Source organism: Roseovarius nanhaiticus (assembly GCF_900156535.1).
Taxonomy (GTDB): domain Bacteria; phylum Pseudomonadota; class Alphaproteobacteria; order Rhodobacterales; family Rhodobacteraceae; genus Roseovarius; species Roseovarius nanhaiticus.
This window is the reverse complement of record NZ_FTNV01000001.1, coordinates 1,383,448-1,408,878: the sequence shown is the minus strand read 5'-3', so window position 1 is coordinate 1,408,878 and position 25,431 is coordinate 1,383,448. Positions and strand designations below refer to the sequence as shown.

21 protein-coding genes are annotated in these 25,431 nt (G+C 64.5%); 13 read left to right on the top strand and 8 right to left on the bottom strand.

From position 1 onward, the window contains the following. Positions 1 to 78 precede the first annotated feature (78 nt). The gene (locus tag BW975_RS06730; RefSeq protein ID WP_076532095.1) at positions 79 to 1,359 is read left to right on the top strand and encodes an MFS transporter; all 1,281 of its coding nucleotides are present in this window, start codon (positions 79 to 81) and stop codon (positions 1,357 to 1,359) included. Here the strand turns inward: BW975_RS06730 and mgtE are convergent, their stop codons facing one another. Then, positions 1,360 to 2,688: a magnesium transporter gene (mgtE, locus tag BW975_RS06725; protein WP_083687000.1), complete on the bottom strand. Its 1,329-nt coding sequence runs from the start codon at positions 2,686 to 2,688 to the stop codon at positions 1,360 to 1,362. It abuts the gene before it with no gap. 27 nt (positions 2,689 to 2,715) lie between these two features. Continuing rightward, entirely contained in the window at positions 2,716 to 4,410 is a 1,695-nt protein-coding gene (locus BW975_RS06720) for an alpha/beta hydrolase (RefSeq protein ID WP_076532094.1), read from the bottom strand. 237 nt (positions 4,411 to 4,647) lie between these two features. Between BW975_RS06720 and BW975_RS06715 the strand changes: the two genes are divergently transcribed. The 3 genes from BW975_RS06715 to BW975_RS06705 all read left to right on the top strand — a co-directional run bounded on the left by BW975_RS06715 (position 4,648) and on the right by BW975_RS06705 (position 7,639). After that, on the top strand, positions 4,648 to 5,058 hold the full coding sequence (locus BW975_RS06715) for a sugar dehydrogenase complex small subunit (protein WP_083687065.1): 411 nt from the start codon (positions 4,648 to 4,650) through the stop codon (positions 5,056 to 5,058). Between the two features lie 49 nt (positions 5,059 to 5,107). Continuing rightward, positions 5,108 to 6,730, top strand: coding sequence for a GMC family oxidoreductase (locus tag BW975_RS06710; RefSeq protein ID WP_076532091.1), 1,623 nt, complete (start codon positions 5,108 to 5,110; stop codon positions 6,728 to 6,730). A 324-nt stretch (positions 6,731 to 7,054) separates the two neighbouring features. Further along, complete coding sequence (locus BW975_RS06705) at positions 7,055 to 7,639, top strand: HutD family protein (RefSeq protein ID WP_076532089.1); 585 nt, start codon at positions 7,055 to 7,057, stop codon at positions 7,637 to 7,639. On the opposite strand, the gene BW975_RS06700 is transcribed toward BW975_RS06705, so the two are convergent. Then, positions 7,600 to 8,958 carry a formimidoylglutamate deiminase gene (locus BW975_RS06700; RefSeq protein ID WP_083686999.1) on the bottom strand — a complete coding sequence of 453 codons (1,359 nt, stop codon included), beginning with the start codon at positions 8,956 to 8,958 and terminating at the stop codon, positions 7,600 to 7,602. The two genes, BW975_RS06705 and BW975_RS06700, sit on opposite strands and share 40 nt — an antisense overlap. Positions 8,959 to 9,045: 87 nt before the next feature. Between BW975_RS06700 and hutI the strand changes: the two genes are divergently transcribed. Genes hutI through hutU form a run of 4 tightly spaced genes read left to right on the top strand, consistent with a single transcriptional unit; the run spans position 9,046 to position 14,265 of the window. Beyond that, entirely contained in the window at positions 9,046 to 10,257 is a 1,212-nt protein-coding gene (gene hutI, locus BW975_RS06695; protein WP_076532088.1) for an imidazolonepropionase, read from the top strand. Beyond that, positions 10,254 to 11,792, top strand: a complete 1,539-nt coding sequence (gene hutH, locus BW975_RS06690) for a histidine ammonia-lyase (protein WP_076532086.1) — start codon at positions 10,254 to 10,256, stop codon at positions 11,790 to 11,792. Before hutI ends, hutH begins: the two co-directional genes overlap by 4 nt. Then, a complete protein-coding gene (gene hutG / locus BW975_RS06685; protein WP_076532083.1) occupies positions 11,789 to 12,601 on the top strand; it encodes an N-formylglutamate deformylase in 813 nt (270 codons plus the stop codon). Before hutH ends, hutG begins: the two co-directional genes overlap by 4 nt. Beyond that, the gene (hutU, locus tag BW975_RS06680) at positions 12,598 to 14,265 is read left to right on the top strand and encodes a urocanate hydratase (protein WP_076532081.1); all 1,668 of its coding nucleotides are present in this window, start codon (positions 12,598 to 12,600) and stop codon (positions 14,263 to 14,265) included. The genes hutG and hutU overlap by 4 nt, the downstream gene beginning before the upstream one ends. A gap of 43 nt (positions 14,266 to 14,308) precedes the next feature. On the opposite strand, the gene BW975_RS06675 is transcribed toward hutU, so the two are convergent. From BW975_RS06675 to BW975_RS06655, 5 genes are all read right to left on the bottom strand, one after another. Beyond that, a complete protein-coding gene (locus tag BW975_RS06675; RefSeq protein ID WP_076532079.1) occupies positions 14,309 to 15,448 on the bottom strand; it encodes an alanine racemase in 1,140 nt (379 codons plus the stop codon). A gap of 27 nt (positions 15,449 to 15,475) precedes the next feature. Next, positions 15,476 to 16,165 carry a UTRA domain-containing protein gene (locus BW975_RS06670; RefSeq protein WP_076532077.1) on the bottom strand — a complete coding sequence of 230 codons (690 nt, stop codon included), beginning with the start codon at positions 16,163 to 16,165 and terminating at the stop codon, positions 15,476 to 15,478. 301 nt (positions 16,166 to 16,466) lie between these two features. Next, positions 16,467 to 17,507, bottom strand: a complete 1,041-nt coding sequence (locus tag BW975_RS06665) for an aromatic ring-hydroxylating dioxygenase subunit alpha (protein WP_076532075.1) — start codon at positions 17,505 to 17,507, stop codon at positions 16,467 to 16,469. A gap of 107 nt (positions 17,508 to 17,614) precedes the next feature. Continuing rightward, positions 17,615 to 18,520: a LysR substrate-binding domain-containing protein gene (locus BW975_RS06660; protein WP_076532073.1), complete on the bottom strand. Its 906-nt coding sequence runs from the start codon at positions 18,518 to 18,520 to the stop codon at positions 17,615 to 17,617. Between the two features lie 288 nt (positions 18,521 to 18,808). Next, positions 18,809 to 19,717 (bottom strand): LysR family transcriptional regulator, encoded by a 909-nt coding sequence (locus tag BW975_RS06655; RefSeq protein ID WP_076532071.1) that lies wholly within the window; start codon positions 19,715 to 19,717, stop codon positions 18,809 to 18,811. A gap of 81 nt (positions 19,718 to 19,798) precedes the next feature. Between BW975_RS06655 and BW975_RS06650 the strand changes: the two genes are divergently transcribed. The 5 genes from BW975_RS06650 to BW975_RS06630 all read left to right on the top strand — a co-directional run bounded on the left by BW975_RS06650 (position 19,799) and on the right by BW975_RS06630 (position 25,374). Continuing rightward, complete coding sequence (locus BW975_RS06650; protein WP_076532069.1) at positions 19,799 to 20,974, top strand: CaiB/BaiF CoA transferase family protein; 1,176 nt, start codon at positions 19,799 to 19,801, stop codon at positions 20,972 to 20,974. Beyond that, the gene (locus tag BW975_RS06645) at positions 20,971 to 22,107 is read left to right on the top strand and encodes an acyl-CoA dehydrogenase family protein (RefSeq protein WP_076532067.1); all 1,137 of its coding nucleotides are present in this window, start codon (positions 20,971 to 20,973) and stop codon (positions 22,105 to 22,107) included. The genes BW975_RS06650 and BW975_RS06645 overlap by 4 nt, the downstream gene beginning before the upstream one ends. An 80-nt stretch (positions 22,108 to 22,187) precedes the next feature. Further along, positions 22,188 to 23,273, top strand: coding sequence for a TRAP transporter substrate-binding protein (locus BW975_RS06640; RefSeq protein ID WP_076532065.1), 1,086 nt, complete (start codon positions 22,188 to 22,190; stop codon positions 23,271 to 23,273). Positions 23,274 to 23,329: 56 nt separating this feature from the next. Further along, complete coding sequence (locus BW975_RS06635; protein ID WP_076532063.1) at positions 23,330 to 23,827, top strand: TRAP transporter small permease subunit; 498 nt, start codon at positions 23,330 to 23,332, stop codon at positions 23,825 to 23,827. Next, the gene (locus BW975_RS06630) at positions 23,824 to 25,374 is read left to right on the top strand and encodes a TRAP transporter large permease (RefSeq protein ID WP_076532061.1); all 1,551 of its coding nucleotides are present in this window, start codon (positions 23,824 to 23,826) and stop codon (positions 25,372 to 25,374) included. The genes BW975_RS06635 and BW975_RS06630 overlap by 4 nt, the downstream gene beginning before the upstream one ends. Positions 25,375 to 25,431: the final 57 nt, after the last annotated feature.

Sequence of the window (25,431 nt, the reverse complement as noted above, 5' to 3'; positions counted from 1 at the left end):
AAACCGCGATATGGTCCACGGGTGGTCGTCAGCTCTATCTGACAGTCCGCACCCAGAAACCCGGTTCGGATCGCTGCAATGGCTCAAAACCTTCGCGGGCTGCTTACCCCCGTCAAGTCCCTCTTCGGCGGCACGGTGGCTTTCATGGCCGGAAACAGCCTGCTGGGCGTGGTCCTGCCCTTGCGCATGGAGGCGACGGGATTCCCCGTGGCCCTCATCGGCATCATCATGGCTGCCTACTACCTGGGCCTCGCGCTGGGGGGTTTTCGCGCCAAGCGCGTCATTCTGCGGATCGGCCATATCCGTGCCTTCGCGGTTTTCGCCGCCCTCACGGCGGCGGTATGCCTTGCCTATGCGTTCTTCTTTCATCCGGCGGCATGGGTGATCTTGCGCATCGTCAACGGGTTCTGCATCGCGGGGATGACCACGACCATCGAAAGCTGGCTGAACGAGCGCAGTAGCAACGAGACGCGCGGGCGCATTCTGGGCTATTACATGCTGGCCTTCTATCTGGCGATCGCGCTTGGCCAGACGCTTGTGAACGTCGCGCCGGTGGGCGGGGACGATCACCTGATGATCTCGGCCACGCTGATCGGCCTTGCGCTGATCCCCGTCGCCAAGACCCGGCTGGGCGAGCCGAACCTGTCGGACCTGCGCGCTCTGGGCGTGAGGCAACTGTTTGCCGCCTCGCCCGTGGGCGTTGTGGGCGCCGCCGTCGCGGGGACGCTGATCGGATCCTTCTATGCGCTGGGGGTCGTCTTTGCGCGCCAGATCGGGCTGGACGTGACCGAGGCCGCGATGTTCATGAGCACGGTCGTGATCGGCGGGTTGGCCGCGCAGGTGCCTGTCGGGATGCTTGCCGACAGGTATGATCGGCGCATCATCATGTCGCTGATGCTGATCGCGGTCGGATCGTCCTGGGCGCTTTTGTCCAATTCCATTGCCGTAGGCCTGCCGGTGGGCGTGCTGATGATCATGGCGCTGGCCTTCGGCGGCGCGATCAGCAGCGTCTATCCGCTCTGCGTGGCGCAGACCTTCGACCGGCTTGAGCGCCGTTACTATGTGGCGGCTTCGGGCAGGCTCCTGATGGTCTATTCTATCGGCGCCACGATCGGCCCGCTCCTCGCTTCGGCCTTGATGTCGCTCTACGGGCCTAAATCGTTTTTCCTCTTCGAGTCGGCAGTCGCGGTGTCCTACGCGCTCTTCGTGCTGGTGCAGGTCAGGAAAGGCCCCGAACTGCCCGTCGAGGGCCGCGAGAAATTCGTGCCGCTTCCCGATATCTCGCCGGTGGCGATGCGCATGGACCCGCGCACCGACCCGGACACGGGCGAGGATGGCGCGGCGCACCCGCCACGGTAATCAAGGGCTGAGGATCAGCGTGGCGATGCTGAAATAGATCAGCACGCCGGTCGCGTCCGAGATCGTGGTTACCAACGGCCCGCTGGCTGTCGCAGGATCGAGCCGCAGGCGGCTGAGCAAAAAGGGCAGAGACATGCCGACGAGGCTGCCAATCAGCACCACGACGAACATGGTCAGCCCCACTGTCAGCGCAACATCCGCCCCGCCCCGCCATGCCCCCAAGGGAAAGACAACGGCGGCCATCGTGGCCCCCAGCGCCGCCGCGACGGACAGCTCGCGCACGATCAGGCTCCGCCAATGCTTCATCTCGACATCCCCCGTCGCCAGCGCCCGCACCATCAGCGTCGCCGATTGCGATCCGGCATTGCCGCTGCTGTCGATCAGCAAGGGCAGGAAAAAGACCAGCGAGACATAGGCAAGGATCATCTCCTCGAAATAAGCGATGCCCGCCCCGGAAAAGAGGTTGCCGAAGACCAGAAGCGCAAGCCAGACGATGCGCCGCGAATAAAGCACGCCGATCCCCGCCTCGCGCATGCTCTGCTTGAAGGGCAGGACGTGGGAGATCTTCTGGAAATCCTCGGTCGCCTCGGCCTGCATGACATCGGCCGCGTCGTCATGGGTCACGATGCCCACCAACCGGCCCTCGGCGTCGACCACCGGAATGGCAAGCAGATCGTACCGGGCGATCATCTTGCCAACATCCTCCTGATCGGTATCGAGGGTGACCGAGACGGGCGCGCTTTCCATTAGCTGCGTCACGGGCGTATCCGGCGCGGCCAGTATCAACGCATGCAGGCGCACCGATCCGGCCAGACGGTGATCCGCGTCGACAATGTACGAGCGATAGATCGTCTCCGCCCCGTGCGCCTGACGCCGCAGCGCCGCGATGGCGTCCTCGGCGGTCATGCCGGCCTCCAGCACCGCGTAATCCGACGTCATGATGGCGCCGGCGCATTCCTCGGGGTGGCTGGACAGCCGGCGAATATCTTCGCCATGCTCGGGCGCCAATTGGGCGACCAGCCCTGTCTGATCGTCCTCCGAGAGGCGGTTGAAGAGATCCACACGGTCATCGGCATCCATGGCAGTCACGATGCGCGCCAGATCCGCGGATGGCATCTTGCGGGCCAGTTTGACCTGCATGTTCAGCGGCAGGTTTCCGAACACCGTCGCGCGCCGCGCGGGGGCAAGCGCCGCAAGATGGCGCTCGCGCGCATCCGGCTTTAGACCGCTTAGCCAAAGCGCCACATCCACTGTCCGCGCGTCCTGCAGGAAGGCGTGCGTCGCGGCGGGGGTGTCATCATGGGGCCGGGCTTCAGATTTTGACGTCACTGGGAATACCCTTCGTGTTGCGGGGTCTTAATCTCCCGCTGATGTCTTCAAGGCCTTCCGATCGCTGCCAGCGCTGCACCCCTTCTGAAAATGCGCGCCGCAATACGCGATCAGGTTTGCGGTGTCCGCCGCGCTCCAATCGCCCGGCGCCGTCACCGCGACCCAGGCAGGGATATAGTCGCCCGCGAAATAGGAATGCCCATGCCCTGCGGGCGCAGTGTTGGCCAGCAGCATGTCCACGGCAAGCTGCAATTGCGTGACGACGGGTATGAAGCGCATGTCCGGCGACACGTCCGGGCCCGGCGGCTCGCTCATCCATTGGGGCGCGCGGAAAAAGGCGCTGGTCGTGAAAAACACGATCGGATCGCTGGAATACTGCAGATAAACGATGCGCATATCGCCCCAGCCCTCCGGTCCGCCCGCGTCCCGGTAATGGGTGGCGAACCGCACCAGACGGCTATCGGCCAGCACTGGGGCGACATAGGCGCTGCCTGCGTTGCGCGACGCGACCACGTTCTGCCACCTGATCGACGGGAACGGCGGCCCGGCCCAGAGCGCCCCGTCTATCGGATCGTCGAGCAGCACGAAGAGGTCCGTGCCATGCATCGACGACCATGCCCCAAGGCTGAGCCCGTGGATATAGAGCCGGGGCCGTCGGTCCTTTGGCAAATCGCGCCAGTAGCGGTGGATCGTGCCAATGAGGGCTTCGGCCTGATCGAGGCCCGAGCGCGTTTCCAAGATCAGGGCAAGCGGCGATTGCAGGTAGGAATACTGCACCGCAACGGTCGCGATATCCCCGTCATGCATCATTTCGACCGTATCCACCGCGCCCGGATCCAACCATCCCGTCCCCGTCGGCATGGCCACGATCAGAACTTCGCGCTCGAAGCCGCCCTGCCGCACCAACTCGGCCAACGCCAGATCGGCCCGCTCTTGCGCGGTATCGGCCTGCGCGCGGCCGACATAAACCCGGATTGGCTGCAACGCCGCGCGCCCCGTAAAGTCTGCAATATCCGCGGCGCCGGGGCCGCCCAGCACATAGTCGCGGCCGGGCTGGCCCAGCGCACCCCAGTCAATCAAGGAGTCCGCGCTGCCGGTCACGTTCTGCGCGGCGGGCGGGGGCGGCGCATCAGCAAACAGCCGTTGCGCCACCGTCACCGAGTCGTCCAGCGCGATGACCACGCGGTTCATGACGCCGTCGCGCGCCAGAAAGATCAAGGCAAGCGCCGTGAGAACAAAACCCGCGACGTTGGCCGTGCGCGCGGGCATGACATGGTAGAGCCTGAAGCGCACGCGATCGAACACCCATCGCAGCGCGTATCCCACCAGAACGAGAGCAATGAATACCACGATGGCAAGCGCAAGCATGCGAAACGTGTTCATGTTTTCCAGTGGCGCCATGCTCATGCGTGCGCGAATGCCGTTCTGCCAGGCGCGCGCCGAGACAAGGCACGCCAGAACGATCCCAGCGGTTGCAAGCCCAAGGATCCACCGCAGGGCGCGCGCGCCCTGCACCGCCGGCTCGGGCAGGTCCAAAAGCCGCCAGACCGTGATGCAAAGCCGCCCGATCAAATAGCCCAGCGCCATGACGACACCGCCAAGCAGGCCTTGGACCAACCAATCGCGCGGGATCAGCGACGGTGTCAGCGACGCCGCAAAGAAGAGCCCGCCAAGGCAAAGAGGCAGGGTATAAAGCCTGGTAAGATGTGACAGGCGCAGCATGGCTTCTCTTTCATCACGTCAAAAGTGCCATCTCCCTACGCCCTAAAGCCGCGCCGCGCCATGCCCCCCGGCCCCGTCGCGCCTTCGTCTGCGCCCGGCTGGCGCCGCGCCGGCAGGTGCTTTCGGAACGAATGGTGACTGCAACACGTTACCTAGGTCGGTGCCATGCGCCTTGATCCAAAAACCAGATAGGGAGTAAGTCGCATGCCGAATTCAAATTCCGCGCAGCAAGCATCCATGACACGCAGGAGTCTGCTCTGCGCAGCCTCGTCGTTGCCCGTTCTTGCCCTTGCGCAATGGCCGGCCCGTGCCCTCGCGGCCGAATTTGACGTGGGCGCGTTTCTGCGACTGTCACAGGAACTGACGGCACGCGACGCATTGTCCGAAAGCATTGGGGCGGATCTGCTCAAGGCCTTCGCGGCGACGGACCGCGCGGCGGATCTTGCCGCGCTGGCGGATGGCGCCGAGGATGATGATCTGGCCAACGCCGTCGTAGCCAGCTGGTATTCAGGCATCTCTCCGGATCCCGAAGACACCCAGGTGGCAAGCTACACCGAGGCATTGATGTGGGACGCAATGGATTTCACCAAGCCGCAGGGCATGTGCGGTGGCGGCATGGGCTATTGGAACGACGCGCCCGACGCGTGACCAACGGCCTGCACCCCACCCAATCCTCAATCATTCAAGGCAGCTCACAATGGCTAACGACATCACCGCAGACGTTCTTATCATCGGCACCGGCATCGCTGGCGCTTTGGCCGGATCGAAACTGGCACAAAAGGGTCTCAAGGTCGCATTTCTGGAAAGCGGCAAGCGCATCGACCGTTTCGACGCGGTCGAAAAATTCTGGAATGCCAAGATAAAGGTTCCGGAATCGGCCTACCCAAACGATCCCTCCGCCGAGCATCCCCTGACCCATAAGCTGAATGATTACTATCAGCAGATCGGGCCGGAAACATTCAAATCCACCTATATCAAGGTGGTCGGCGGCACGACTTGGCACTGGCTGGGAACAACCCTGCGCAACGTGCCTGCCGATTTCAAACTGAATTCGCTTTATGGGCAGGCCGTGGACTGGCCTTTCGATTACGATGCGCTCGAGCCGTTCTATCTGGCGGCCGAGCAAGAGATCGGCGTTGCGGGCGACAGCAGCGAGGATCTCGGCTCGCCCCGGTCGGGCGAATATCCGATGAAGCAGATCCCCGTCACCTATCTGGACAAGCATGTGGGCGCGGCGCTGGAAGGCACGCGGTTCCAGCTGCGCTCGACACCGCAGGGCCGCAATTCGGCAAACCATGCGAACCGGCCTCCTTGCTGCGGCAATGCCTCCTGCATCCCCGTCTGCCCCATTCAGGCCAAGTATGACGCGACCGTGCATGTGCGCCTTGCCGAAGAGGCAGGCGCCGTGGTGCATGACGAGACGACCGCGACCCGGCTTAACCTCGGCAGCGATGGCAAGATCGGTTCGGTTGATTTCCGCCGGGCCGATGGCAGCACTGGCACCGCCTCGGGGACGGTCGTCGTCCTTGCCGCCCACGCGATCGAAACACCGCGCCTTTTGCTCAACTCGGCCCAGGACGGGGCCGAGAACGGCGTCGCCAACAGCTCGGACCAAGTGGGGCGCAACCTCATGGACCATCCGTCAAAGCTGAGCTGGGCCACAACGGCCGAGCCTGTTTTTCCCTTCCGCGGGCCGCTGGCAACCTCCGGTATCGAGAACCTGCGCGACGGCGATTTCCGCAAGAACCGCGCGGCGTTCCGCATCGAGATTGCCAATGACGGTCACAGCTGGCCGACGGGCGCGCCCGAGAGCACGGCGGCGGATCTGGCCAATTCCGGCCTGCGCGGGGCCGAACTGGATGCGGCGATCAAGGACGCGACCTCGCGCCAGATCCGCATCAGCTCGCTGGTCGAACAATCGCCCGATGCCGAGAACCGGGTCACGCTGGACCCGGAAAAGCGCGACGCGAACGGCGTGCCCCTGCCGCGCATTCACTATGATTATTCGGACTACACATTGGCCGGCCTTGCCGCCGCCGAAGAGGCCCATGACGAGATTTTTGCCGCCATGAATGCGTCTGACATCAACCACGCGCCCGATGCAAAAGGCGCGGGTCATATCATCGGCACCGTGCGGATGGGCTCGGACGCGAAGAGTTCGGTGGTCGATGCCGATTTGCGCAGCTTCGATCATCGCAATCTCTTCATGCTGGGATCGGGGACCTTCCCAACCTCGGCAACCGCCAACCCGACACTGACGATCGCAGCCCTGTCGCTGCGCGCGGTCGATGCCATTGCGGCCAGCGTCAAGGAGCTGTGACGGTCTTAAGCCGTCGCGCGGCTTTGGAAAACACCGGATTTGTAACACAGGGCCGCGCTGAGCGCGGCCCGAGAGTTTGACACCAATCGTACGGCATAGGACCGGCGCCTTGATCTTAACCAAGTCCTCGACCCTTTAAAGGCCGTTCAGACTGACGCCCCTGATCGCGATGAATTGTCCCGCCTCACGGGGTGCGCCGGTTGTGGCGCGTGTAGGGCTGTTCTTGCATCGCGTTTATGTGTGGACATAAACAAGGGTAATTGAGTTTCAGTAAGACCTTATGCCCCGCTCTGGCTCGTGGGCGCCGATAAAGAGAGGCACGGAATGGATGTTTTGAAGGGCACCGATCTGGTCGATGTGCCGTGGAAGAATGGCGGCGGCATCACGCGCAAGATCGCGCGTGGCAGTTCGGCGGACCGCGTCGTGTGGACACTCAGCCGCGCTGACGTAGCCAACGAAGGGCCGTTTTCCAATTTCGAAGGGCTGCAACGCATCCTCACCGTGGTGTCGGGCAGCGGTATGGATCTGGTGCACGCGGACGGGGCTCTGACGGCTGCGCCTTGTCTGCCGGTGGCCTTCGATGGCGACTTGCCGGTGGCGTCCCGGCTGCATGACGGTCCTCTGACCGACCTGAACCTGATGTTCGACCCCACGGTCTGCACGGGCTGCGTCACGCCGCATCATGGCGCGGACGATCCGGTGCTGACCCCGCCCAAGACTGGCCTGATGGCGATCCACGTCGTGGCCGGCCACCCGGAAATCGGCGACCGTCCCTATGCGATCGCCGACACAGTCTTTGTTACGGACCGCGTCTCCCTACGGCTCGCCAAAGGCGACGCGGTTCTGGAGATCGCGCTCGATTACGGCGATCAGAGCGCGGACATTACGCTGGCCATCGCACCTTTATAGGCGCTGAGCACAGCGTCGCGCGCAACGTGGCGGCCCTCGGTCACCACATGGCGTCCGGCAGACCATACATCGGTGACGACCCGGTCCGTCGCGGCAAAGACCAGCCCGTCGAGGATCTGATGCTGCCCCAGCGCGCAGAGCGCCGTATCCTCTGAATCTATAGCCACCAGATCAGCCAGCGCGCCTGTCTCGATCCGGCCCGCATCACGGCCCAGCGCCTGCGCGCCGCCCTTCGCGGCGCCCAGGTATAGTTGCGCGCCCACCGAACCCTCACCGACGACCATCACGTTTCGTGCCACGTCCCGCAGACGCTGGGAGTACTCCAGTGTACGCAGCTCTTCCGTCAGCGAGATCAGCACATTGCTGTCCGACCCGACACCGAACGCCCCGCCCGCCCGCAGATATTGCGGCCCATTGAACGGACCATCGCCCAAATTGGCCTCGGTGATCGGGCAAAGGCCCGCGACCGCACCCGAATTTGCGAGGCCCGTCGTTTCGCCGTCCGTCATATGGGTGGCGTGAATGAGGCACCACGCCTCGTTCACCGGCGCGTTCTGCAGCAGCCATTCGACCGGGCGCGCGCCCAGCCAGCCCGAGATATCGGCAACCTCCTTGGGCTGCTCGGCCACATGAATATGGACCGGCCCGCCCTCATGCGCGCTCAGCGCGCGGGCCAGATCCTCGGGCGAGGTTGCGCGCAGCGAATGGGGCGCGATGCCCACGCGGCAGTCATCGGGCAAGGCGCCAACCGCCTCGCGCGCCCGCGCCACCAGATCGCCAAAACGGTCCACATCATTGCCAAACCGCGCCTGCCCTGCCTGCAGCGGCGCCTTGCCTGCGCCGCCATAGGTATAAAGAACCGGCAGATGTGTCAGGCCGATGCCCGTTCGCCCCGCCGCAGCGGCGATGCGCGCTGACAGCTCGCCCAGATCGGCGTAAGGCGTGCCATCCGGCTGGTGGTGGATGTAGTGAAATTCGCCCACCGAGGCGTACCCCGCCTCCTGCATCTCGAGGAAAACGAAGGCGGCAATCGCCTCGATCTGCTCGGGGCTGAGATGCGCGGTAAAGCGGTACATCAGATCGCGCCAAGTCCAGAAGCTGTCCTTGCCCGCCATGCGGTATTCGGTCATCCCCGCCATCGCCCGCTGAAAGCTGTGGCTGTGAAGGTTCGCCAGCGCCGGAAGAAGCGTGTCGACGCGTGTATCACCGGGCCGGGCTGCGGCGCCCTCCTCAATACCGGTGATCTGGCCGCCCTCCACCAAGAGCCGGACGTTGCTGGCCCAGCCATGCGCGAGGAGAGCCTGATTTGCGAAAATCATTTGACTGCCTTTCGAAAGTTTATGTATAGACATATACAGATCCACCCACCGCAGGCAAAGCGAAACCTCAGCCATTTCGGACAGTTTATGACAGATAGCAGCACCCTTTACGTCGATTTTACAGCCGCAACCATGGTGCCGGGGGGTGACGCTTATGGCCTGATCGAAGATGCCGCGATCGTCGTCAAGGATGCGCGAATCGCCTGGGTCGGCCCGCGCGCGGATCTGCCGTCACGGTATGACGGCACAGCGGGGCACAGCCTCGGGGGGCGCCTCGTGACGCCCGGCCTAATCGACTGCCACACCCACGTCGTGCATGGCGGCGACCGCGCGGGCGAGTTCGAGATGCGCCTCAACGGCGCCAGCTACGAGGAGGTCGCGCGCGCCGGGGGCGGCATCGTTTCGACCGTCAAGGCCACCCGCGCGGCGGATGTGGACCAGATGGTGGCGGACGCCCTGCCCCGCGTCGATACCCTGCTGTCCGAGGGCGTCTGCACGCTGGAAATCAAGTCGGGCTATGGCCTCGACACCGAAACCGAGCTGCGGATGCTGCGCGCCGCGCGCCGCATCGGCGAAGAGCGCCCGGTGCGGGTCTGCACCACGTTTCTCGGCGCGCATGCGGTGCCCGCCGAATACGAGGGCCGCCCCGATGCCTATATAGACGAGGTCTGCATCCCGACCCTTCGCAAAGCCCATGCCGAAGGGCTGGTCGACGCAGTCGACGCTTTCTGCGAAGGCATCGCCTTTTCGCCCGAACAGGTCAGCCGGGTCTTTGACGTGGCGGGCGAGCTCGGACTGCCGGTCAAGATCCATGCCGAGCAGCTGTCGAACCTCGGAGGCGCGATCATGGCGGCAGGCCATGGCGCCATCTCGGCAGATCACATCGAGTATCTGGACGATGCGGGCGTCGCCGCGCTGGCCAAGGCCGGCACCGTTGCCGTGATCCTGCCCGGCGCCTTCTACACCATCCGCGAGACCCAGGCCCCGCCCATCGCCGCCTTGCGCAAGGCAGGCGTGCCGATGGCGCTGGCGACCGACAACAACCCCGGCTCGTCCCCCCTGACCTCGCTGCTCTTGACCATGAACATGGCCTGCACCCTTTTCCGCATGACGCCCGAAGAGGCGCTGAGCGGTGCAACCCGCAATGCCGCCGCCGCACTGGGGCTGGATGATTGCGGAACCATCGCCAAGGGCAAGCGTGCCGATCTGGCCGTCTGGGACGTCAAGACACCCGCCGAGCTGAGCTATCGCATCGGGTTCAACCCGCTTCATTCCCGCATCTTCGGAGGCATTTCGTGACCACGCTTACCCTGACGCCCGGCGCCGTGACGCTGGACCATCTGGCGCAGATCTATTGGAGCGAGGCCGCCGTGCGGCTCGATCCCGCGTGCCACCCGGATATCGAGCGCGCCCATGCGCGCATCGCCCGCGCCGTCGCCGGAACCGATGCCGTCTATGGCGTCAATACCGGCTTTGGCAAGCTGGCCTCGGTCAAGATTGCGTCCGAGGATACGGCCACGCTGCAGCGCAACCTGATCCTGTCGCATTGCTGCGGCGTCGGTCCGGCCATTCCGCGCCGCATGGCGCGGCTGCTGATGGCGCTCAAGCTGCTCAGCCTCGGACGCGGCGCGTCGGGCGTGCGGCTCGAGCTGACACATCTGATCGAAGCGATGCTGGACAAGGGCGTGACGCCCCAGATCCCGGCCCAGGGCTCGGTCGGGGCGTCGGGCGATCTGGCGCCGCTGGCGCATATGGCGGCCGTCATGATGGGCCATGGCGAGGCGGAATTCGGCGGCGATGTGATGCCCGGCGACAAGGCGCTGGCCGCGGCCGGTCTGAGCCCGATTGAGCTTGGCCCAAAAGAGGGGCTGGCGCTGATCAACGGCACGCAATTCTCCACCGCCTTTGCGCTGGCGGGCCTGTTCGGCGCATGGCGCGCGGCGCATTCGGCGCTGGTCACATCCGCGCTCTCGACGGACGCCATCATGGGCTCGACCGCACCCCTGCAGCCCGAGATCCACAGCCTGCGCGGCCATCGCGGCCAGATCGAGGCAGGCGAGGCGATGCGCGCGCTCTTGGACGGCTCCGAGATCCGCGAGAGCCATGTGGACGGCGACGCGCGCGTGCAGGATCCCTATTGCATCCGCTGCCAGCCGCAGGTGACGGGCGCCGCGATGGATGTGCTGCGCCAGGCCGCGCGAACGCTGGAAATCGAGGCGAACGCAGCAACGGACAATCCGCTTGTGCTGACCGAGGCGGATCTGATCGTCTCAGGCGGTAACTTTCATGCCGAGCCGGTCGGCTTTGCCGCCGACATGATCGCGCTGGCTGTGGCCGAGATCGGCGCCATCGCCCAGCGCCGCGTCGCGCTGATCGTCGATCCGGTGCTCAGCCACGATCTGCCTGCCTTCCTGACGCCGCGTCCGGGGCTGAATTCGGGCTATATGATCGCCGAAGTCACAACCGCCGCATTGATGAGCGAGAACAAGCATCTGGCCAACCCGTGCGTTACCGACAGCACGCCCACTTCCGCCAATCAGGAGGATCACGTGAGCATGGCGGCGCACGGCGCGCGGCGCCTGATGCCGATGCTGGACAACCTCACCCGCATCCTCGGGGTGGAACTTCTTTGCGCGGCGCAGGGCGTCGATTTCCGCGCACCGTTAACCACCAGCGAGCCGCTCGCCCGCGTTGTCGCGCGTGTCCGGCAAGAGGTCGAGACGCTGGGCGATGACCGCTACATGGCCCCCGATCTGGAGCGCGCGGCGCAGATGATCGCCACGGGCGCCGTCATCGAGGCGGCAGATACCCCGATGCCGGAGCTGGGCGCATGATCCCGGTCGAGGTCGCGCGCGGCGACAGCCCCGTGGTGCTGGGCCTTCCGCATACCGGCACCCATGTGCCGGACGCCATCATGGCGGATCTGAACGAGCGGGGCCGCGGCCTCGACGATACCGATTGGCATATCGAGCGGCTCTATGACGGGCTGCTGTCCGGCGCCACCACGGTGCAGGCGACCTTCCACCGCTATGTGATCGACGCCAATCGCGACCCGTCGGGCGCGTCGCTCTATCCCGGTCAGAACACCACCGGCCTCGTGCCGCTGACCGATTTCGACGGGCATGACATCTGGGACCGCGCGCCCGACACGGACGAGATCGAAGAGCGCCGCCTGAGCTATCACGCGCCCTACCACGCGGCCCTTCAAGCCGAGATGGAGCGGGTGAAGGCGATCCACGGCATCGCGATCCTCTATGACTGCCACTCGATCCGCTCGGAAATTCCGTTTCTTTTTGACGGCGTGCTGCCCGATTTCAGCATCGGCACAAATATGGGCGCCACCTGCGATCCCGCGATCGAAGCCATTGTCCAGGACGTTTGCAATGCTGCCGAAGGATATAGCAGCGTTCTCAACGGCCGTTTCAAGGGCGGCTGGACGACGCGTCACTATGGCCAGCCCACGCACGGCATGCATGCCATCCAGATGGAACTGTCGCAAGCGACCTATCTGAGCGCCGAAGCCCCGCCCTGGAGCTATGACAGCGCCAAGGCCGAGCGCCTGCGCCGCCCCCTCAAGGACATTCTGACCCAACTGGCCGATCCGGCCCTTATCGCAAAACTCACGCCCGGAGGCATCTCATGAGCAATCCCCGCAAGAACACCCGCGACATCTATCCCGCGACCGGCAGCGAGATCACAGCCAAGAGCTGGATGACCGAAGCGCCCATGCGGATGCTGATGAACAACCTGCATCCCGACGTGGCCGAAAACCCGCACGAGCTCGTCGTTTATGGCGGCATCGGGCGCGCCGCGCGCACGTGGGACGATTTCGACACCATCGTGGCCAGCCTCAAGGATCTCGAAGAGGATCAGACGCTGCTGGTGCAATCGGGCAAGCCCGTGGGCGTCTTCCAGACGCACAAGGACGCGCCGCGCGTTCTGATCGCCAACAGCAACTTGGTGCCGCATTGGGCGACCTGGGACCATTTCAACGAACTGGATAAGAAGGGTCTGGCGATGTACGGCCAGATGACCGCCGGATCGTGGATCTATATCGGCAGCCAAGGCATCGTTCAGGGCACCTACGAGACATTCGTCGAGGCGGGCCGCCAGCACTATGATGGCGATCTGACCGGCAAATGGATCCTGACCGGCGGACTTGGCGGCATGGGCGGCGCGCAGCCGCTGGCCGCCGTCATGGCCGGCGCCTGCTGCCTCGCGGTCGAGTGCAATCCCGACAGCATCGATTTCCGCCTGCGCACCCGCTATGTCGATGAAAAGGCCCAGACGTTGGACGAGGCGCTGGAAATGATCGACCGCTGGACCAAGGCGGGCGAGGCGAAATCGGTTGCGCTGCTGGGCAATGCCGCCGATGTCTTCCCCGAGTTGGTCAGGCGCGGCGTGCATCCCGATATCGTCACCGACCAGACCAGTGCGCATGATCCGGTCAATGGCTACCTGCCGCAGGGCTGGACGATGGCCCAGTGGCGCGACAAGCGCGAGAGCGATCCCAAGGCCGTCGAGAAAGCCGCCCGCGCCAGCATGAAGGTGCATGTCGCCGCGATGGTCGATTTCTGGAACGCAGGTGTGCCGACGCTGGATTACGGCAACAACATCCGGCAGGTCGCGCTGGAGGAAGGTCTAGAGAATGCCTTTGCCTTCCCGGGATTCGTCCCCGCCTATATTCGCCCGCTTTTCTGCCGCGGCATCGGCCCCTTCCGCTGGGCCGCCCTCTCGGGTGATCCCGAGGATATCTACAAGACCGACGCCAAGGTGAAGGAGATCCTGTCGGAGGACACGCATCTGCACAACTGGCTCGATATGGCGCGCGAGCGGATCAGTTTCCAGGGTCTTCCGGCGCGCATCTGCTGGGTCGGCCTCGGGGTGCGTCACAAGCTGGGCCTCGCCTTCAACGAGATGGTCCGCAATGGCGAGCTGAGCGCGCCTATCGTGATCGGCCGCGACCACCTCGACAGCGGTTCGGTCGCATCGCCAAACCGCGAGACGGAGGCGATGAAGGATGGCAGCGACGCCGTATCCGACTGGCCGCTGCTCAATGCGCTGCTCAATACAGCGTCGGGCGCGACCTGGGTGTCGCTCCACCATGGCGGCGGCGTCGGCATGGGCTTTAGCCAGCATTCCGGCATGGTGATCTGCTGTGACGGTAGCGAGGATGCCGACCGCCGCATCGCGCGTGTCCTCTGGAACGATCCGGCGACCGGCGTCATGCGCCATGCCGATGCGGGTTATGAGGAGGCGCTGGACTGCGCCCGCGAGCAGGGGCTGAACCTGCCCGGCATCCTCTGATGCGCTTTCGCCGCCGGTCCATAAAGGCCCGGCGGCGCCCCCACTACCAGCCGCCGAAACGCGGCCATTCCATCAGTGGTCCGCCATCCTTCGGGATGACGTGATACTCGCCATGCTGCGATGCCGTTGCGCAGGCATGGTTCGGCAAGATGCGCAGGCGCGTGCCGATGGGCAGGTCCGGCATGGCCGCGTCCGAGCCGGGGCGCGCGGCAATCGTTCCATGCTCCTGACTGGTCTGGGTGACGATCAGATCGGGGATCGGGCGCCCCGCCTCGTCACAGACCAGGCCATAGCCTTGATCCAACTCCTGCGCCGCCGTGCCACGATCGCGCGACAGCGCCATCCAGCCCGCATCGATCATGATCGAGCCGCGCGCGGGTTGATGCCCGATCACCGTCGTCAGAACCGAAAGCGCGATGTCGTCCACCGCGCAGGCGCCGATGCCCGCCATCACCAGATCGAAGAAAACGTAAACGCCCGCGCGCAGCTCGGTCACGCCGGTCAGATCCGTCGCGGCATGGGCCGTGGGGGTCGACCCTGCGCTGACCACCGGGCATGGCAGACCTGCGCCGCGCAGCGCCTCTGCCGCAGCCACCAAAGCGGTGCGCTCAACCTCGGCGAACTTGGCCTGCGCGGCGCGGCCCACCGCGCCATAGCTCTGGCCCGCGTGGCAGAGGACACCCGCCAATTCGGCGCCCCCATCCTGCAGGATGCGCCCGATCTCGATGATTTCCGGATCATCCGGCACCAACCCGCTGCGATGGCCGTCGCTGTCGATCTCGATCAACGCCGGGATGGCAATGCCCGCCCGCGCCGACGCGTCAGCAACGGCCCGCGCCTGCGCGGCGGAGTCGACAAGGACCGTCAGGCGGCACCCGGCGCGGTGCAGATCCAGAACGCGGTCCAGCTTGTTCAGGGCGATACCGACGCCGTAGGTGATGTCGCGGATCCCGGCAGCGGCAAAGACCTCGGCCTCGGCCAGGGTCGAGACCATCGCAGGCCCGGTGCCGCCCGGCAGCATCCGGCGGGCCACCTCCACCGATTTACCCGTCTTCAGGTGCGGTCGCAGCGGCACGCCAAGGCTGGCCGCATGGGCCGCGAGACGCTCGATATTGCGCGTCATCCTGGCCTCGTCGACGATCAGGCAGGGCGTCATCAGGGTGGCGAGTGATTGGGTGCTCATAGCGTGTCTTTCGATTGCAAAGGGCGCTCAATAGCGCGTCGTCATCCGGTGGCCGGGGCGGTAGGTGAGCCGGACGAAGGTGTTTGCATCCCCCTCGAACCACGTCGCCCGCTCGACGGTGAAAAGCGGCGCACCGGTGTCGCAGGCCAGATACTCGGCCAGCGCCCTATCGGCCAGCGTCGCGGAAAAGCTGATCTCGGCGGTCGAAAAGGGAATGGTCGCGACCAGCCATTCATTGGGGCCGGTCTGCGTGAAATCCGCATCCGCGGCCTGCGGCAAGGCGCCCAGATTGATCCAGCGATCCTCGTGCTGGAAGGGGTCACCGTCGGCGTAGTGCATGCAAACAAGGTGCAGCGCCTCTGCGCCCGCCTCGAGTTGGAGCCGCGCGCGCAACCAGTCCGGCGCCCCTTCGATGCTGCGAGAGGCCAGGCTATAGCGGTATTCGGCGCCCTTGTCCTCGATCTCGCGGCGCACCAGCGGGATGTCAAAGCGCGCTTGGCGCACCGGACTGGACCGCACGCGGGTTCCGGCCTTGCGGCGCCGCTCGATCAGCCCGTCATCGGCCAGCTCGCGCATCGCGCGATTGACTGTGGCCCGCGCGCAACCATAGCTCTCGGCAAGCTCGACCTCGTTCGGAATGAGGCTGCCGGGCGCCCAGTGGCCCTTGGTGATCTTGGACAGAATATCCGCCTTCACCTCGCGATAGGTGGCTTTCATGGACGGGCCTTCGCTTAAGTTCATGCGTATGCGCTTATAATCTAGTTTTATGGCCGCACCAAGGCCCGCTGCATGACATGGCGGGTCGCTTGGGTCATGCATCGTGATGCCGCCTCGTGGCGATACGGGGGCCGAAGGCGGATCCGTCATCGCACCGAAGCTGACAGGAACCTGACTCACGCTTTCGGCAGCAGCCTCGGGGCATCATCACCGAGACGTCCGGCGCCGATAGCCGCCCAGAGCGCGAGGCGCAGATCAACATGCCAACGGCCTTGCGCGCGCGCGATATCCGTTTGCCCTGTTACTGGCTCAGCTTGGAATCGACCATGGCCTCTTCGGCGATCATCGCCTCGAGTTTACGGCGAAAACGCAACTGGCCCGCGTCGATTTGCAGGTCGATATGCGGTGACGTCTTCTCGCTCATGCCGATCTGCACCTGGTCCAGCACCGCGCGGTCCTCCTCGAAGGCACTTCGCACGTCTTCGCTCATCATCTTGGACAGCTCTTCGTCATCGGGCCTGACATTGCGCAGCTGGAACCAGTAATAGCGCGTCTCTGTCTCGGTGGTGGGCGTCATGAAATTGTAGCTGTCCATAACAAAGGTGTTCTCGTGGAGGCCACCATCCGGGCCGCCCGTCCCCGCCGGCGTAAAGACCGCGCGGATCAGCGCGTGGCAGGGATAGCGGACCTCGTAATGCTGGAGACGGTCGCAATTTCCGTTGAATTCGATGACCTTCTTGTAGAAGGGCGCGGGCTCGTGATCCATCATCCAGCGATGCACGATGATACCCGTATCGGTCTTGGTCACACGTAGCGGCGCATCCTTGGTCTGGGCCGAGGCGAAGGACGATTCGTGGACCCAGGTGACATGCGTCGGGTCCAGCAGGTTGTCGCACATCAGCAGATAGTTGCAGTTCAGCTCCATTGCCGCGCCGCGATTCATGCCCCAGTCGGGGCTGTCGAAATTCGGAATGTCGATGATGTCCTCGGGGTCGGCGATGGCGGCATTGCCCATCCAGATCCAGATCAGACCATACTTTTCATGCACCGGATATGGCCGCACGCGCGCCGCCGAGGGGATGCGACCGCCGCCCGGCGCCCAGACGCATTGACCCGCGCAATCGAAGGTCAGGCCGTGATAGCCGCATTCGACATTGTCATCCTTGATGCGCCCCTTGCTCAGCGGCAGCTTGCGATGCGGACAGGCATCCTCCATGGCGATGACTTCGCCCTCGGAGTTTCGGAACATGCAGATCTTCTCACCCAGCACCTTGACCTGCTGAAGCGCGCCGACGATCTCGTCGCTCCATGCGGCGACGTACCATGCGTTTTTCAAAAACATCGAAGATCTCCTGACTGCGGTGCGGATGGCTGGGATTGGTCGATCTATAAGGAAGTCGACGCGGAAATAAATGCCGATATGCAACGCGACTGTTTAGGTTTTCTGCGCTAATCGCCTCGCGCCTCGGACAGGATCCAGTTCAAGAACGCGCGCGCGACCTCGTTTTCAAGCAGGCCCGGCGCCCAGCAGATATGGTAAGGTTCGGGCATCGGGATGACGGCGCTGGACAACTGGACGAGGCGCCCGAGGCGCAGATCCACCGACACGAAAGAGTGCTGCGCCAGCGCAATGCCGTGCCCGCCTGCCGCCGCCTCCAGCGCGGAGCTCGAGAGCGAATGCACCGATAGCGGCTTGTCGCGCGGGACGGGCACACCCTGCGCGCTCAGCCAATCTCCAAGGCGCGGGATGCTGGCATAGGCCGGGCCCCAATCGATATCGATCCATGGCAACGTGCCCATGCATTCGGGCCTTGCGGCCTCCGGGTGGCGCGCCAGGAAATCGGGCGAACAGACCGGAAAACACACGTCATGAAAAAGCGCGCGGCGATGCGGATGTGCCTCGGATGCCGCGCCGTAGGTCAGCCGAAACATGCGGTTCAGGAATTGTGGCTCTGGCTCGACATGCGTCGCCTCCAGTCGGAAAGACACCGACCCTTGCGGCGCGCCAAAGCGATTCAGACGCGGATTGAGCCATTTGAGCAGCAAGGTCGGCAGGCCAGAAATCTTGACCTCCCGGTCTTCCATGCGCTCGGTCAGCAAGCCCTGCGCTTGGCGCAGCTTGTCAAAGCCCGACGTCAACAACTCATGATACGCATGCGCGCCGGGCGCAAGCGACGCGCGGCGACCGTCCTTCATGATGAGCGGCATCTTCAGCTGCGCTTCGAGGAGCTTGATTTGCTGGCTGATCGCGCCCGCCGTCACGCCCAACTCGCGCGCCGCTGCCGTCACTGACCCGAGACGCCCGAAACTCTCGAAAGCCTGTAGCGCGCGCAGAGAAGGGAGAGGAGATTGCATAGGCTACCTATAGAATCGGAGAACGTTGGACAGCTGCGAAAAGGCCCAAGCTTGGGGGCGTAAATGCGGTTTGTCACGCGTTAAGACGGCCCTCATCACGGCAGGGCCGGGCCAAGGCTTGGCGCCCTGCCTCGCATTCGTGACAACGGTTAGAGGCCGGGGGGCCAATACCGGCGAGCCATCGAAACGCGCTTTCGTCAATGTTTCTCTGGCGCGGAGGTCGAGAGGGTGTGGGCAGCCTGCCCAGCGCACAAGCCCCTCCGGCTGCGGAGCCCGATTTCGGCGGGGTTACGGCCTCACCCCCTCACCCGCGAAGGCACTGGCTGCGTGGTTGCAGAACGCCTCACTCAGCGCACCGGTCTGGAGAGCCTTGGATCGGACCAGCGCAATGCGGTGCGATGCCAGATTGCCCGTCAGCTGCAGGCGTGTGACGCCGCCGCCGTCATAGGCTGTCCCGTGGGGGATATCGGTCGCCAACAGGCCCACCCCCATCCGGTTGGCGACCATCGAGCGGAGCATCTCGACCGAGCCGGTCTCATAGGCGATCCGCGGCGTCACACCGTTCATCTGCGCCAGCGTCAGAAAATAGCCGCGGCTATGCGGCAAGTTCATCAGGACCAGCGGATCTTGCAAGAGCGCGGCCAGCCCGACAGACGCCCGCCCGTCCAGGGGATGGCCCGACCACACCAGCCCATAGGGCCGCACGTCGGCAAGGGGTATGACCTCCCACGTCGAGGGAAGTGCGAAATCATAGGTCAGCGCCACGTCGATCTGGCCACCGTCCAGCCATCTCGCCAACGTCTCGATATCGCCCTCGTGCAGGCGGACGCGGGCGCCTGGATATGCCTGCTCAAACCCGCGCACCAGCGACGGCGCATATCTGGGCCCAAGGGTCGAAAAGACGCCGAGATCCATCACGGCGCTCTTCTGATCGCCCCCCATGAGCGTCTGCTCGGCCCGCGCGCGCAGCTGCCGAAACTCACCCAGCTTTTGCCGGCCAAAGGCCGTCGGCACCACGCCCTGCCCGGCCGCACGCGCAAAAAGCGCACGGCCCAGATGCGCCTCGACCTTGGTGATGGCCAGCGACACCGAGGGCTGCGAGACGCTGAGCAGACGCGCAGCGGCGGCCGTGCTGCCCGTATCCGCGGTGGCGATCACGTAATCGATCTGGCGCAGAGCAATGGGTATAGGTTTCATTCATATCCATATTTGCAGAGTATATTTCAGACTATAGCATTGTCGCCCGTATCGTGCACCCGAATTGACGGGAGAGAGATCATGGACGCAAATGCCACCCCCAGCGCCGCCGGGCCGCTTGCCGGAGTGCGTGTTCTTGACTTCACCCGCGTACTGGCAGGCCCCTATTGCACAGCGATGATGGCCGATCTTGGCGCGGAGGTGATCAAGATCGAGACGGCGCATGGCGATGATTACCGGCATATCGGCCCGTTCCGCGAAGGCGAGAGCCTGCTGTTCCAGACCGTCAATCGGGGCAAGCGGTCGATCGTGCTGGACCTCAAGTCGGAGGAAGGGATCCGGACCGTCCGCGCGCTTCTGCGCGAAAGCGACGTCCTGGTCGAAAATTTCCGCCCCGGCGTGATGGACAAGCTGGGCCTTGGCGCCGAAGCGGTGATGGCCGAGCATCCGGCGCTGGTCTATGTCTCGGTCTCGGGCTTTGGGCAGACCGGGCCGAACGCCAAGAAACCCGCCTATGACATCATCATCCAGGCGATGAGCGGCCTCATGGACGCCACGGGCGAGCCCGGCGGCCAGCCGACGATGGTGGGCGAGGCGCTGGCCGATGTGGCGGGCGGGCTTTTCGCGGCCTGGGGCACGATGGTCGCCCTTTTCGACCGCAGCCGGACGGGCAAGGGACGGCATGTGGATGTCGGGCTGTTCGACGCGCTGACCTCGATGATGCCGGTCCTTGCCTGCCGGACGCTGATGGGCGGCGAGACGCCCACGCGCACCGGCAACCGCCACCCTTTGTCGGCGCCTTTCGGGACGTACCTTGCGCAGGACGGGCATTTCGCGGTCGCCGTGCTGAATGACAGGCTATTTGCGACCTTCTGCGAGGTGATCGGCAAGCCGGAGCTGGCCAGCGAGGCGCAATTCGCCACCGATACGCTGCGCCGCACGAACGAGCCAGCACTGGCCGAGCATATCGAGGCTTGGGCGGCGCTTCATCCGACATCTGAAATCGTCCGGCTCCTCTCCGATGCGGGCATTCCTGCCGCCGAGATCCAGTCGGTCGCGGAGGCGTGGAATTCGCCGCAGGCGCAGGACCGGGGGCTGGCCTCGGATGTAGAGCACCCCGTTCTGGGCACATTGCGCGTTCCCGAACAACCCGTCCATTTCAGCGGCGCGCCCCGCGCCAATCGCACAGCCGCCCCCGCCCTAAACGCGGATGCGGCGGATATTCTGGCCTCGATCGCCACAGGAGATACCGCATGATCTATCCCATGACAGACGACGAACGCGCAGTGATCGACCAAATCGAACGCTTCGCCGCCGAGGTGCTGGCCCCCGAGGCCGCGCGCCTCGACGAGGACGCGCTTTTTGCCACGCGGCACCTGCCTGCCATGGCCGAGATGGGCCTCATGGGCATGAACCTGCCCGAGGAATATGGCGGCCTCGGCCTGTCCGGCCCCGCGCTCTATGCCGCGGTCGAGACGGTGGCGGGGGCCTGCGGTTCCACCGCCTCCATGATGACGGCTCATTTTTTGGCGACGGATGCGATTCTGCTGGGTGCGGGTGACGCTCTGCGCGCGCGCATCCTGCCCGATGCTGCCGAGGGCAAGACGCTGGGCGCCTTTGCCCTGACCGAGCCGCAGGCCGGATCGAACCCCGCCGACATGTCCACATTCGCGACCCGCGAGGGCGATGGTTATCGCATCAAGGGGTCCAAATGCTTCATCTCGAACGCGGGCGCGGCGGATTTCATCGTGGTCTTCGCCAAGACGGACCGGAGCGCCGGCGCGCGCGGCGTCAGCGCCTTTCTGGTCGAACCCAAGGCCACCGATGGCGTCGATATTGCACCCAACGAGCGCACGATGGGCCTGAAGGGTGGGCATGTCTTTGGCATTTCCTTCGACTGCCATGTGCCTGCCGAGACCCTCATCGGCGCCGAAGGCAGCGGGTTCAAGACCGCGATGAAAGTGCTCGACAACGGACGTATCGAGGTTGCCGCACAGGCGACCGGCATCGCCGCCGCCGCGCAGGCCGCCGCGATTTCCTATGCCAAGGAGCGAAAGGTGGGCGGCCATGCCATCGCCGAGTTCCAGGGCCTGCAATGGATGCTGACCGATAACGCGACCGAACTGGAGGCGGCGCGCGCGCTGGCGATGCAGGCCGCGACCCTTCGCGGCTCGGGCGCGCGGTACTCGTCCGAATCCGCCTTCGCCAAGCTCTATGCCACCGAGGCCGCATGGCGCATCGCCGACCGGGCGCTGCAAATCCACGGCGGCTATGGCTACACCCGTGATTTCCCGCTTGAGCGGTATCTGCGCGATCTGCGTATTTTCAGGATCTACGAGGGATCGTCAGAAATTCAGCGCACGATCATCGCGCGGGGATTGCTGGCCTGACGGTTTTATGTCTAGATTAAAGATGAAGTCCGACAACATAACGAACCGGACCGCAGAGCCAACCAACAAGGGAGAGATCCATGCAAAGACGTAAGTTTCTTCAGGCCGGCGCCGTCGGCGCAGCCGCAACCGCGCTGGCAAGCCCGGCAATCGCGCAGGACAAGCGCCAGTGGAAAATGGTCACCGCATGGCCCAAGAACCTGCCCGGGCCGGGCGTCGCTGCACAGAACCTGGCCGATCGCATCACCGCGCTTTCGGGTGGCCGGATCGAGGTCAAGCTTTATGCCGCGGGCGAGTTGGTCCCCGGCCCCGGCGTCTTTGACGCCGTCAGCGAAGGCACGGCCGAGCTTTACCACGCGGTTCCGGCTTATTGGGGCTCGAAATCCAAGGGCATCCTTCTCTTTGGCTCGCAGCCTTTCGGTCTGCGCGCGGACGAGCAGGTGGGCTGGCTCGCACATGGCGGCGGCCAGGCGCTTTATGACGAGATGTATGGCCGCTTTGGCATCAAGCCGTTCCTGTGCGGCAATTCCGGCCCGCAATGGGGCGGGTGGTTCCGCGAGGAATTGAACTCGGCCGAAGACCTCAAGGGCATGAAATTCCGCACTACGGGCCTCGCCTCCGAGATGATGACCAAGCTGGGCGTCGCCGCCGAGGCGATGAGCGGGCCGGCCATGTTCCAGGCGCTGCAGACCGGCGCGCTGGATGCGGGCGAATTCATCGGCCCATGGACCGACTCGGCGCTCGGATTTTACCAGGTGGCCAAGAACTACTACTGGCCCGGCGTGGGCGAGCCGTCCTCGGCTGAGGAATGCGGCGTCAGCAGCGCCGCCTATGACGAGCTGCCGGACGACCTCAAGCAGGCCGTCGCCTTCGCCTGCGAGAGCCTCTACAACCCGGTCTGGACGGAATACACGACCAAGCACGCGCTGTCGCTCAAATCGATGGTCGAAGAGCAGGGCGTGGTGGTCAAGATGTTCCCCGAGGACGTCATCACCGCAATGGGCAATGCCGCCAAGGAAGTGATCGACGAGCTGCGCCAGAATGACGACGAGCTGGTCCAGCGCATCACCGAAAGCTTTGTCGCCTATCGCGACAGTGTCGGCAGCTACATGACCTACGCGGATAATGGCCAGATGAACGCCCGAGCCAAGCTCTTCGGCTATTGATAAACCTCCGGTGCGCGGGCAAATCCGCGCACCGGCACTGGACCCGAGGGGCGCTCATGAACCGCATCGCCACCGCGATCGACACTCTCAACACTTGGGTCGCGCTTGTGGTGCGCTGGCTGGCGCTTTTCATGGTGCTGATCCAGTTCGCCATCGTGGTGGGGCGCTATGTCTTTGGCGTCAATTCCATCGCCGCGCAGGAAAGTGTGCTTTACCTGCATGCAACGCTCTTCATGCTGGGCGCGAGCTATACGCTTCTGGTGGACAAACACGTTCGGGTCGATGTGTTTTTTGCCAATCTCAGTGCCGCAGGTCAGAGACGCATCGATATTTTCGGCCATCTCTTCCTCTTGCTGCCCGCCATGGCCGCCCTCCTCTATTGGTCGTGGCCGTCGGTCCGCAACTCGTGGAAGATCCTTGAAGGCCCCATTTCGGTGGGCGGCATCGAAGCCGTCTTCTTGCTCAAATCGCTCATTCCCGCGTTCTGTATCCTGGTCATGCTCCAGTCCGTGTCGCTTTTGATCCGCCTCCTCACGCCGAAAGCGCAGCAATGACCGAATATCTCGATCTCATCATGTTTGCGGCCCTCATGGTCGCCATCCTCTCGGGCTTTCCCGTGTCGTTCAGCATCGCGGGTGTCGGCATCGTCTTTGCCTATCTGGGCTGGGCGCTGGGGGTCATGGACATCTCGCTCCTGGGCTCGATGGGGCAGCGCGTCTTTGGCCTGATCAGCAACCAGGTGCTGATCGCCATTCCGCTGTTTGTGCTGATGGGCGCGCTGTTGGAGAAAAGCCGGATCGCCGAGGAGCTCCTCGACACGATGGGCCGCCTTTTCGGCCAGCTGCGCGGCGGCCTCGGTATCTCCGTCGTGCTGGTCGGCGCGCTCCTTGCCGCCTCGACCGGCATCGTGGGCGCGACGGTGGTGGCAATGGGCATGATCGCCCTGCCCACAATGCTGCGTGCGGGCTACAATCCGCGCGTGGCCAGCGGAATCGTCTGCACGGCGGGCACGCTGGGCCAGATCATCCCGCCCTCGACGCTGCTGATCATCCTTGCCGACGTCATGTCGAACGCCTTTCAACAGGCACAGTACGAGCAAGGAAAATTCGCGGTCGAGGCGCTGTCAGTGGGGCAGTTCTTTGCCGCCGCGATCGTGCCGGGGCTGGTGCTGGTCTGTCTCTACCTCGTCTATATTCTGGTGCGCGGTCTGCTGCGCCCCGGCGATATGCCGCCCGCCGCGCTCGATCAGCCCAAGCCAGACCGCGCCGAGGTCATCGGTGCGATTATTCCGCCGATCCTGCTGATTTTCGCCGTCCTGGGCGCCATTCTGGGCGGGATCGCAACGCCGACCGAGGCCGCCTCGGTGGGCGCCATCGGCGCGCTTTTGATGGCAGGGATCCGGCTGGGTGTCAGCCGCAAACTTATCATGCTGGGCACTGCCGCGCTGGTGGCTCTGGGCATTTTCGCCGGACTGTTCCCGGTGCGGCTGCAACGCAGTGATCTGGAAGCGGCGTCTTATATCGCGGGCGGTTTCTACATCGCGCTGGCCATCGCCGGTGCCATTGCCATCGCGCTCGCTTTGCGCTCGGCCCTGCGCCAAGACGTGGTGCAAGAGGCGATCAACTCGACGCTCACCATGACGGCGATGATCTTTGCCACCATCCTTGCGGCGGGCATCTTCTCGCTGGTCTTCATCGGGCTGGGCGGAGAAGAACGCGTGGCCAAGCTGCTGCTCGGCATGCCGGGCGGGGCGACCGGCGCGCTGATCTTCAGCATGGTCTTCATCTTCGTGCTGGGTTTCTTTCTCGATTTCGTCGAAATTTCGGTGATCCTCCTGCCGCTGGTCGTGCCGCCGCTGATCGTTATGGGGCACGACCCGATCTGGCTCGGGATCCTGATCGCGATCAACCTTCAGACCAGCTTTCTGACGCCGCCTTTCGGATTTTCGCTCTTCTACCTGCGCGGGGCCGCCCCGCCCGAGGTGACGACAGGCCATATCTATGCGGGTGTGGTTCCCTTCATCGGATTGCAGGCAATTGGCGTTCTGCTGATCTGGTTCATTCCCAGCCTGGCAACGTGGCTGCCTGCCATGATATTCTGAACTGGCCCACGGCGTCTGAGTTAAGTGGCCCATTCAAGGCCGTGAACGCCGTTTTTT

Excerpts from the sequence above, each read along its gene's own strand:
- BW975_RS06730 (WP_076532095.1), top strand. The coding sequence starts at position 79 with ATGGCTCAAAACCTTCGCGGGCTGCTTACCCCCGTCAAGTCCCTCTTC.
- BW975_RS06720 (WP_076532094.1), bottom strand. The coding sequence starts at position 4,410 with ATGCTGCGCCTGTCACATCTTACCAGGCTTTATACCCTGCCTCTTTGC.
- BW975_RS06715 (WP_083687065.1), top strand. The coding sequence starts at position 4,648 with ATGACACGCAGGAGTCTGCTCTGCGCAGCCTCGTCGTTGCCCGTTCTT.
- BW975_RS06710 (WP_076532091.1), top strand. The coding sequence starts at position 5,108 with ATGGCTAACGACATCACCGCAGACGTTCTTATCATCGGCACCGGCATC.
- BW975_RS06705 (WP_076532089.1), top strand. The coding sequence starts at position 7,055 with ATGGATGTTTTGAAGGGCACCGATCTGGTCGATGTGCCGTGGAAGAAT.
- BW975_RS06700 (WP_083686999.1), bottom strand. The coding sequence starts at position 8,958 with ATGATTTTCGCAAATCAGGCTCTCCTCGCGCATGGCTGGGCCAGCAAC.
- hutI (WP_076532088.1), top strand. The coding sequence starts at position 9,046 with ATGACAGATAGCAGCACCCTTTACGTCGATTTTACAGCCGCAACCATG.
- hutG (WP_076532083.1), top strand. The coding sequence starts at position 11,789 with ATGATCCCGGTCGAGGTCGCGCGCGGCGACAGCCCCGTGGTGCTGGGC.
- hutU (WP_076532081.1), top strand. The coding sequence starts at position 12,598 with ATGAGCAATCCCCGCAAGAACACCCGCGACATCTATCCCGCGACCGGC.
- BW975_RS06675 (WP_076532079.1), bottom strand. The coding sequence starts at position 15,448 with ATGAGCACCCAATCACTCGCCACCCTGATGACGCCCTGCCTGATCGTC.
- BW975_RS06670 (WP_076532077.1), bottom strand. The coding sequence starts at position 16,165 with ATGAAAGCCACCTATCGCGAGGTGAAGGCGGATATTCTGTCCAAGATC.
- BW975_RS06665 (WP_076532075.1), bottom strand. The coding sequence starts at position 17,507 with ATGTTTTTGAAAAACGCATGGTACGTCGCCGCATGGAGCGACGAGATC.
- BW975_RS06660 (WP_076532073.1), bottom strand. The coding sequence starts at position 18,520 with ATGCAATCTCCTCTCCCTTCTCTGCGCGCGCTACAGGCTTTCGAGAGT.
- BW975_RS06655 (WP_076532071.1), bottom strand. The coding sequence starts at position 19,717 with ATGAAACCTATACCCATTGCTCTGCGCCAGATCGATTACGTGATCGCC.
- BW975_RS06650 (WP_076532069.1), top strand. The coding sequence starts at position 19,799 with ATGGACGCAAATGCCACCCCCAGCGCCGCCGGGCCGCTTGCCGGAGTG.
- BW975_RS06645 (WP_076532067.1), top strand. The coding sequence starts at position 20,971 with ATGATCTATCCCATGACAGACGACGAACGCGCAGTGATCGACCAAATC.
- BW975_RS06640 (WP_076532065.1), top strand. The coding sequence starts at position 22,188 with ATGCAAAGACGTAAGTTTCTTCAGGCCGGCGCCGTCGGCGCAGCCGCA.
- BW975_RS06635 (WP_076532063.1), top strand. The coding sequence starts at position 23,330 with ATGAACCGCATCGCCACCGCGATCGACACTCTCAACACTTGGGTCGCG.
- BW975_RS06630 (WP_076532061.1), top strand. The coding sequence starts at position 23,824 with ATGACCGAATATCTCGATCTCATCATGTTTGCGGCCCTCATGGTCGCC.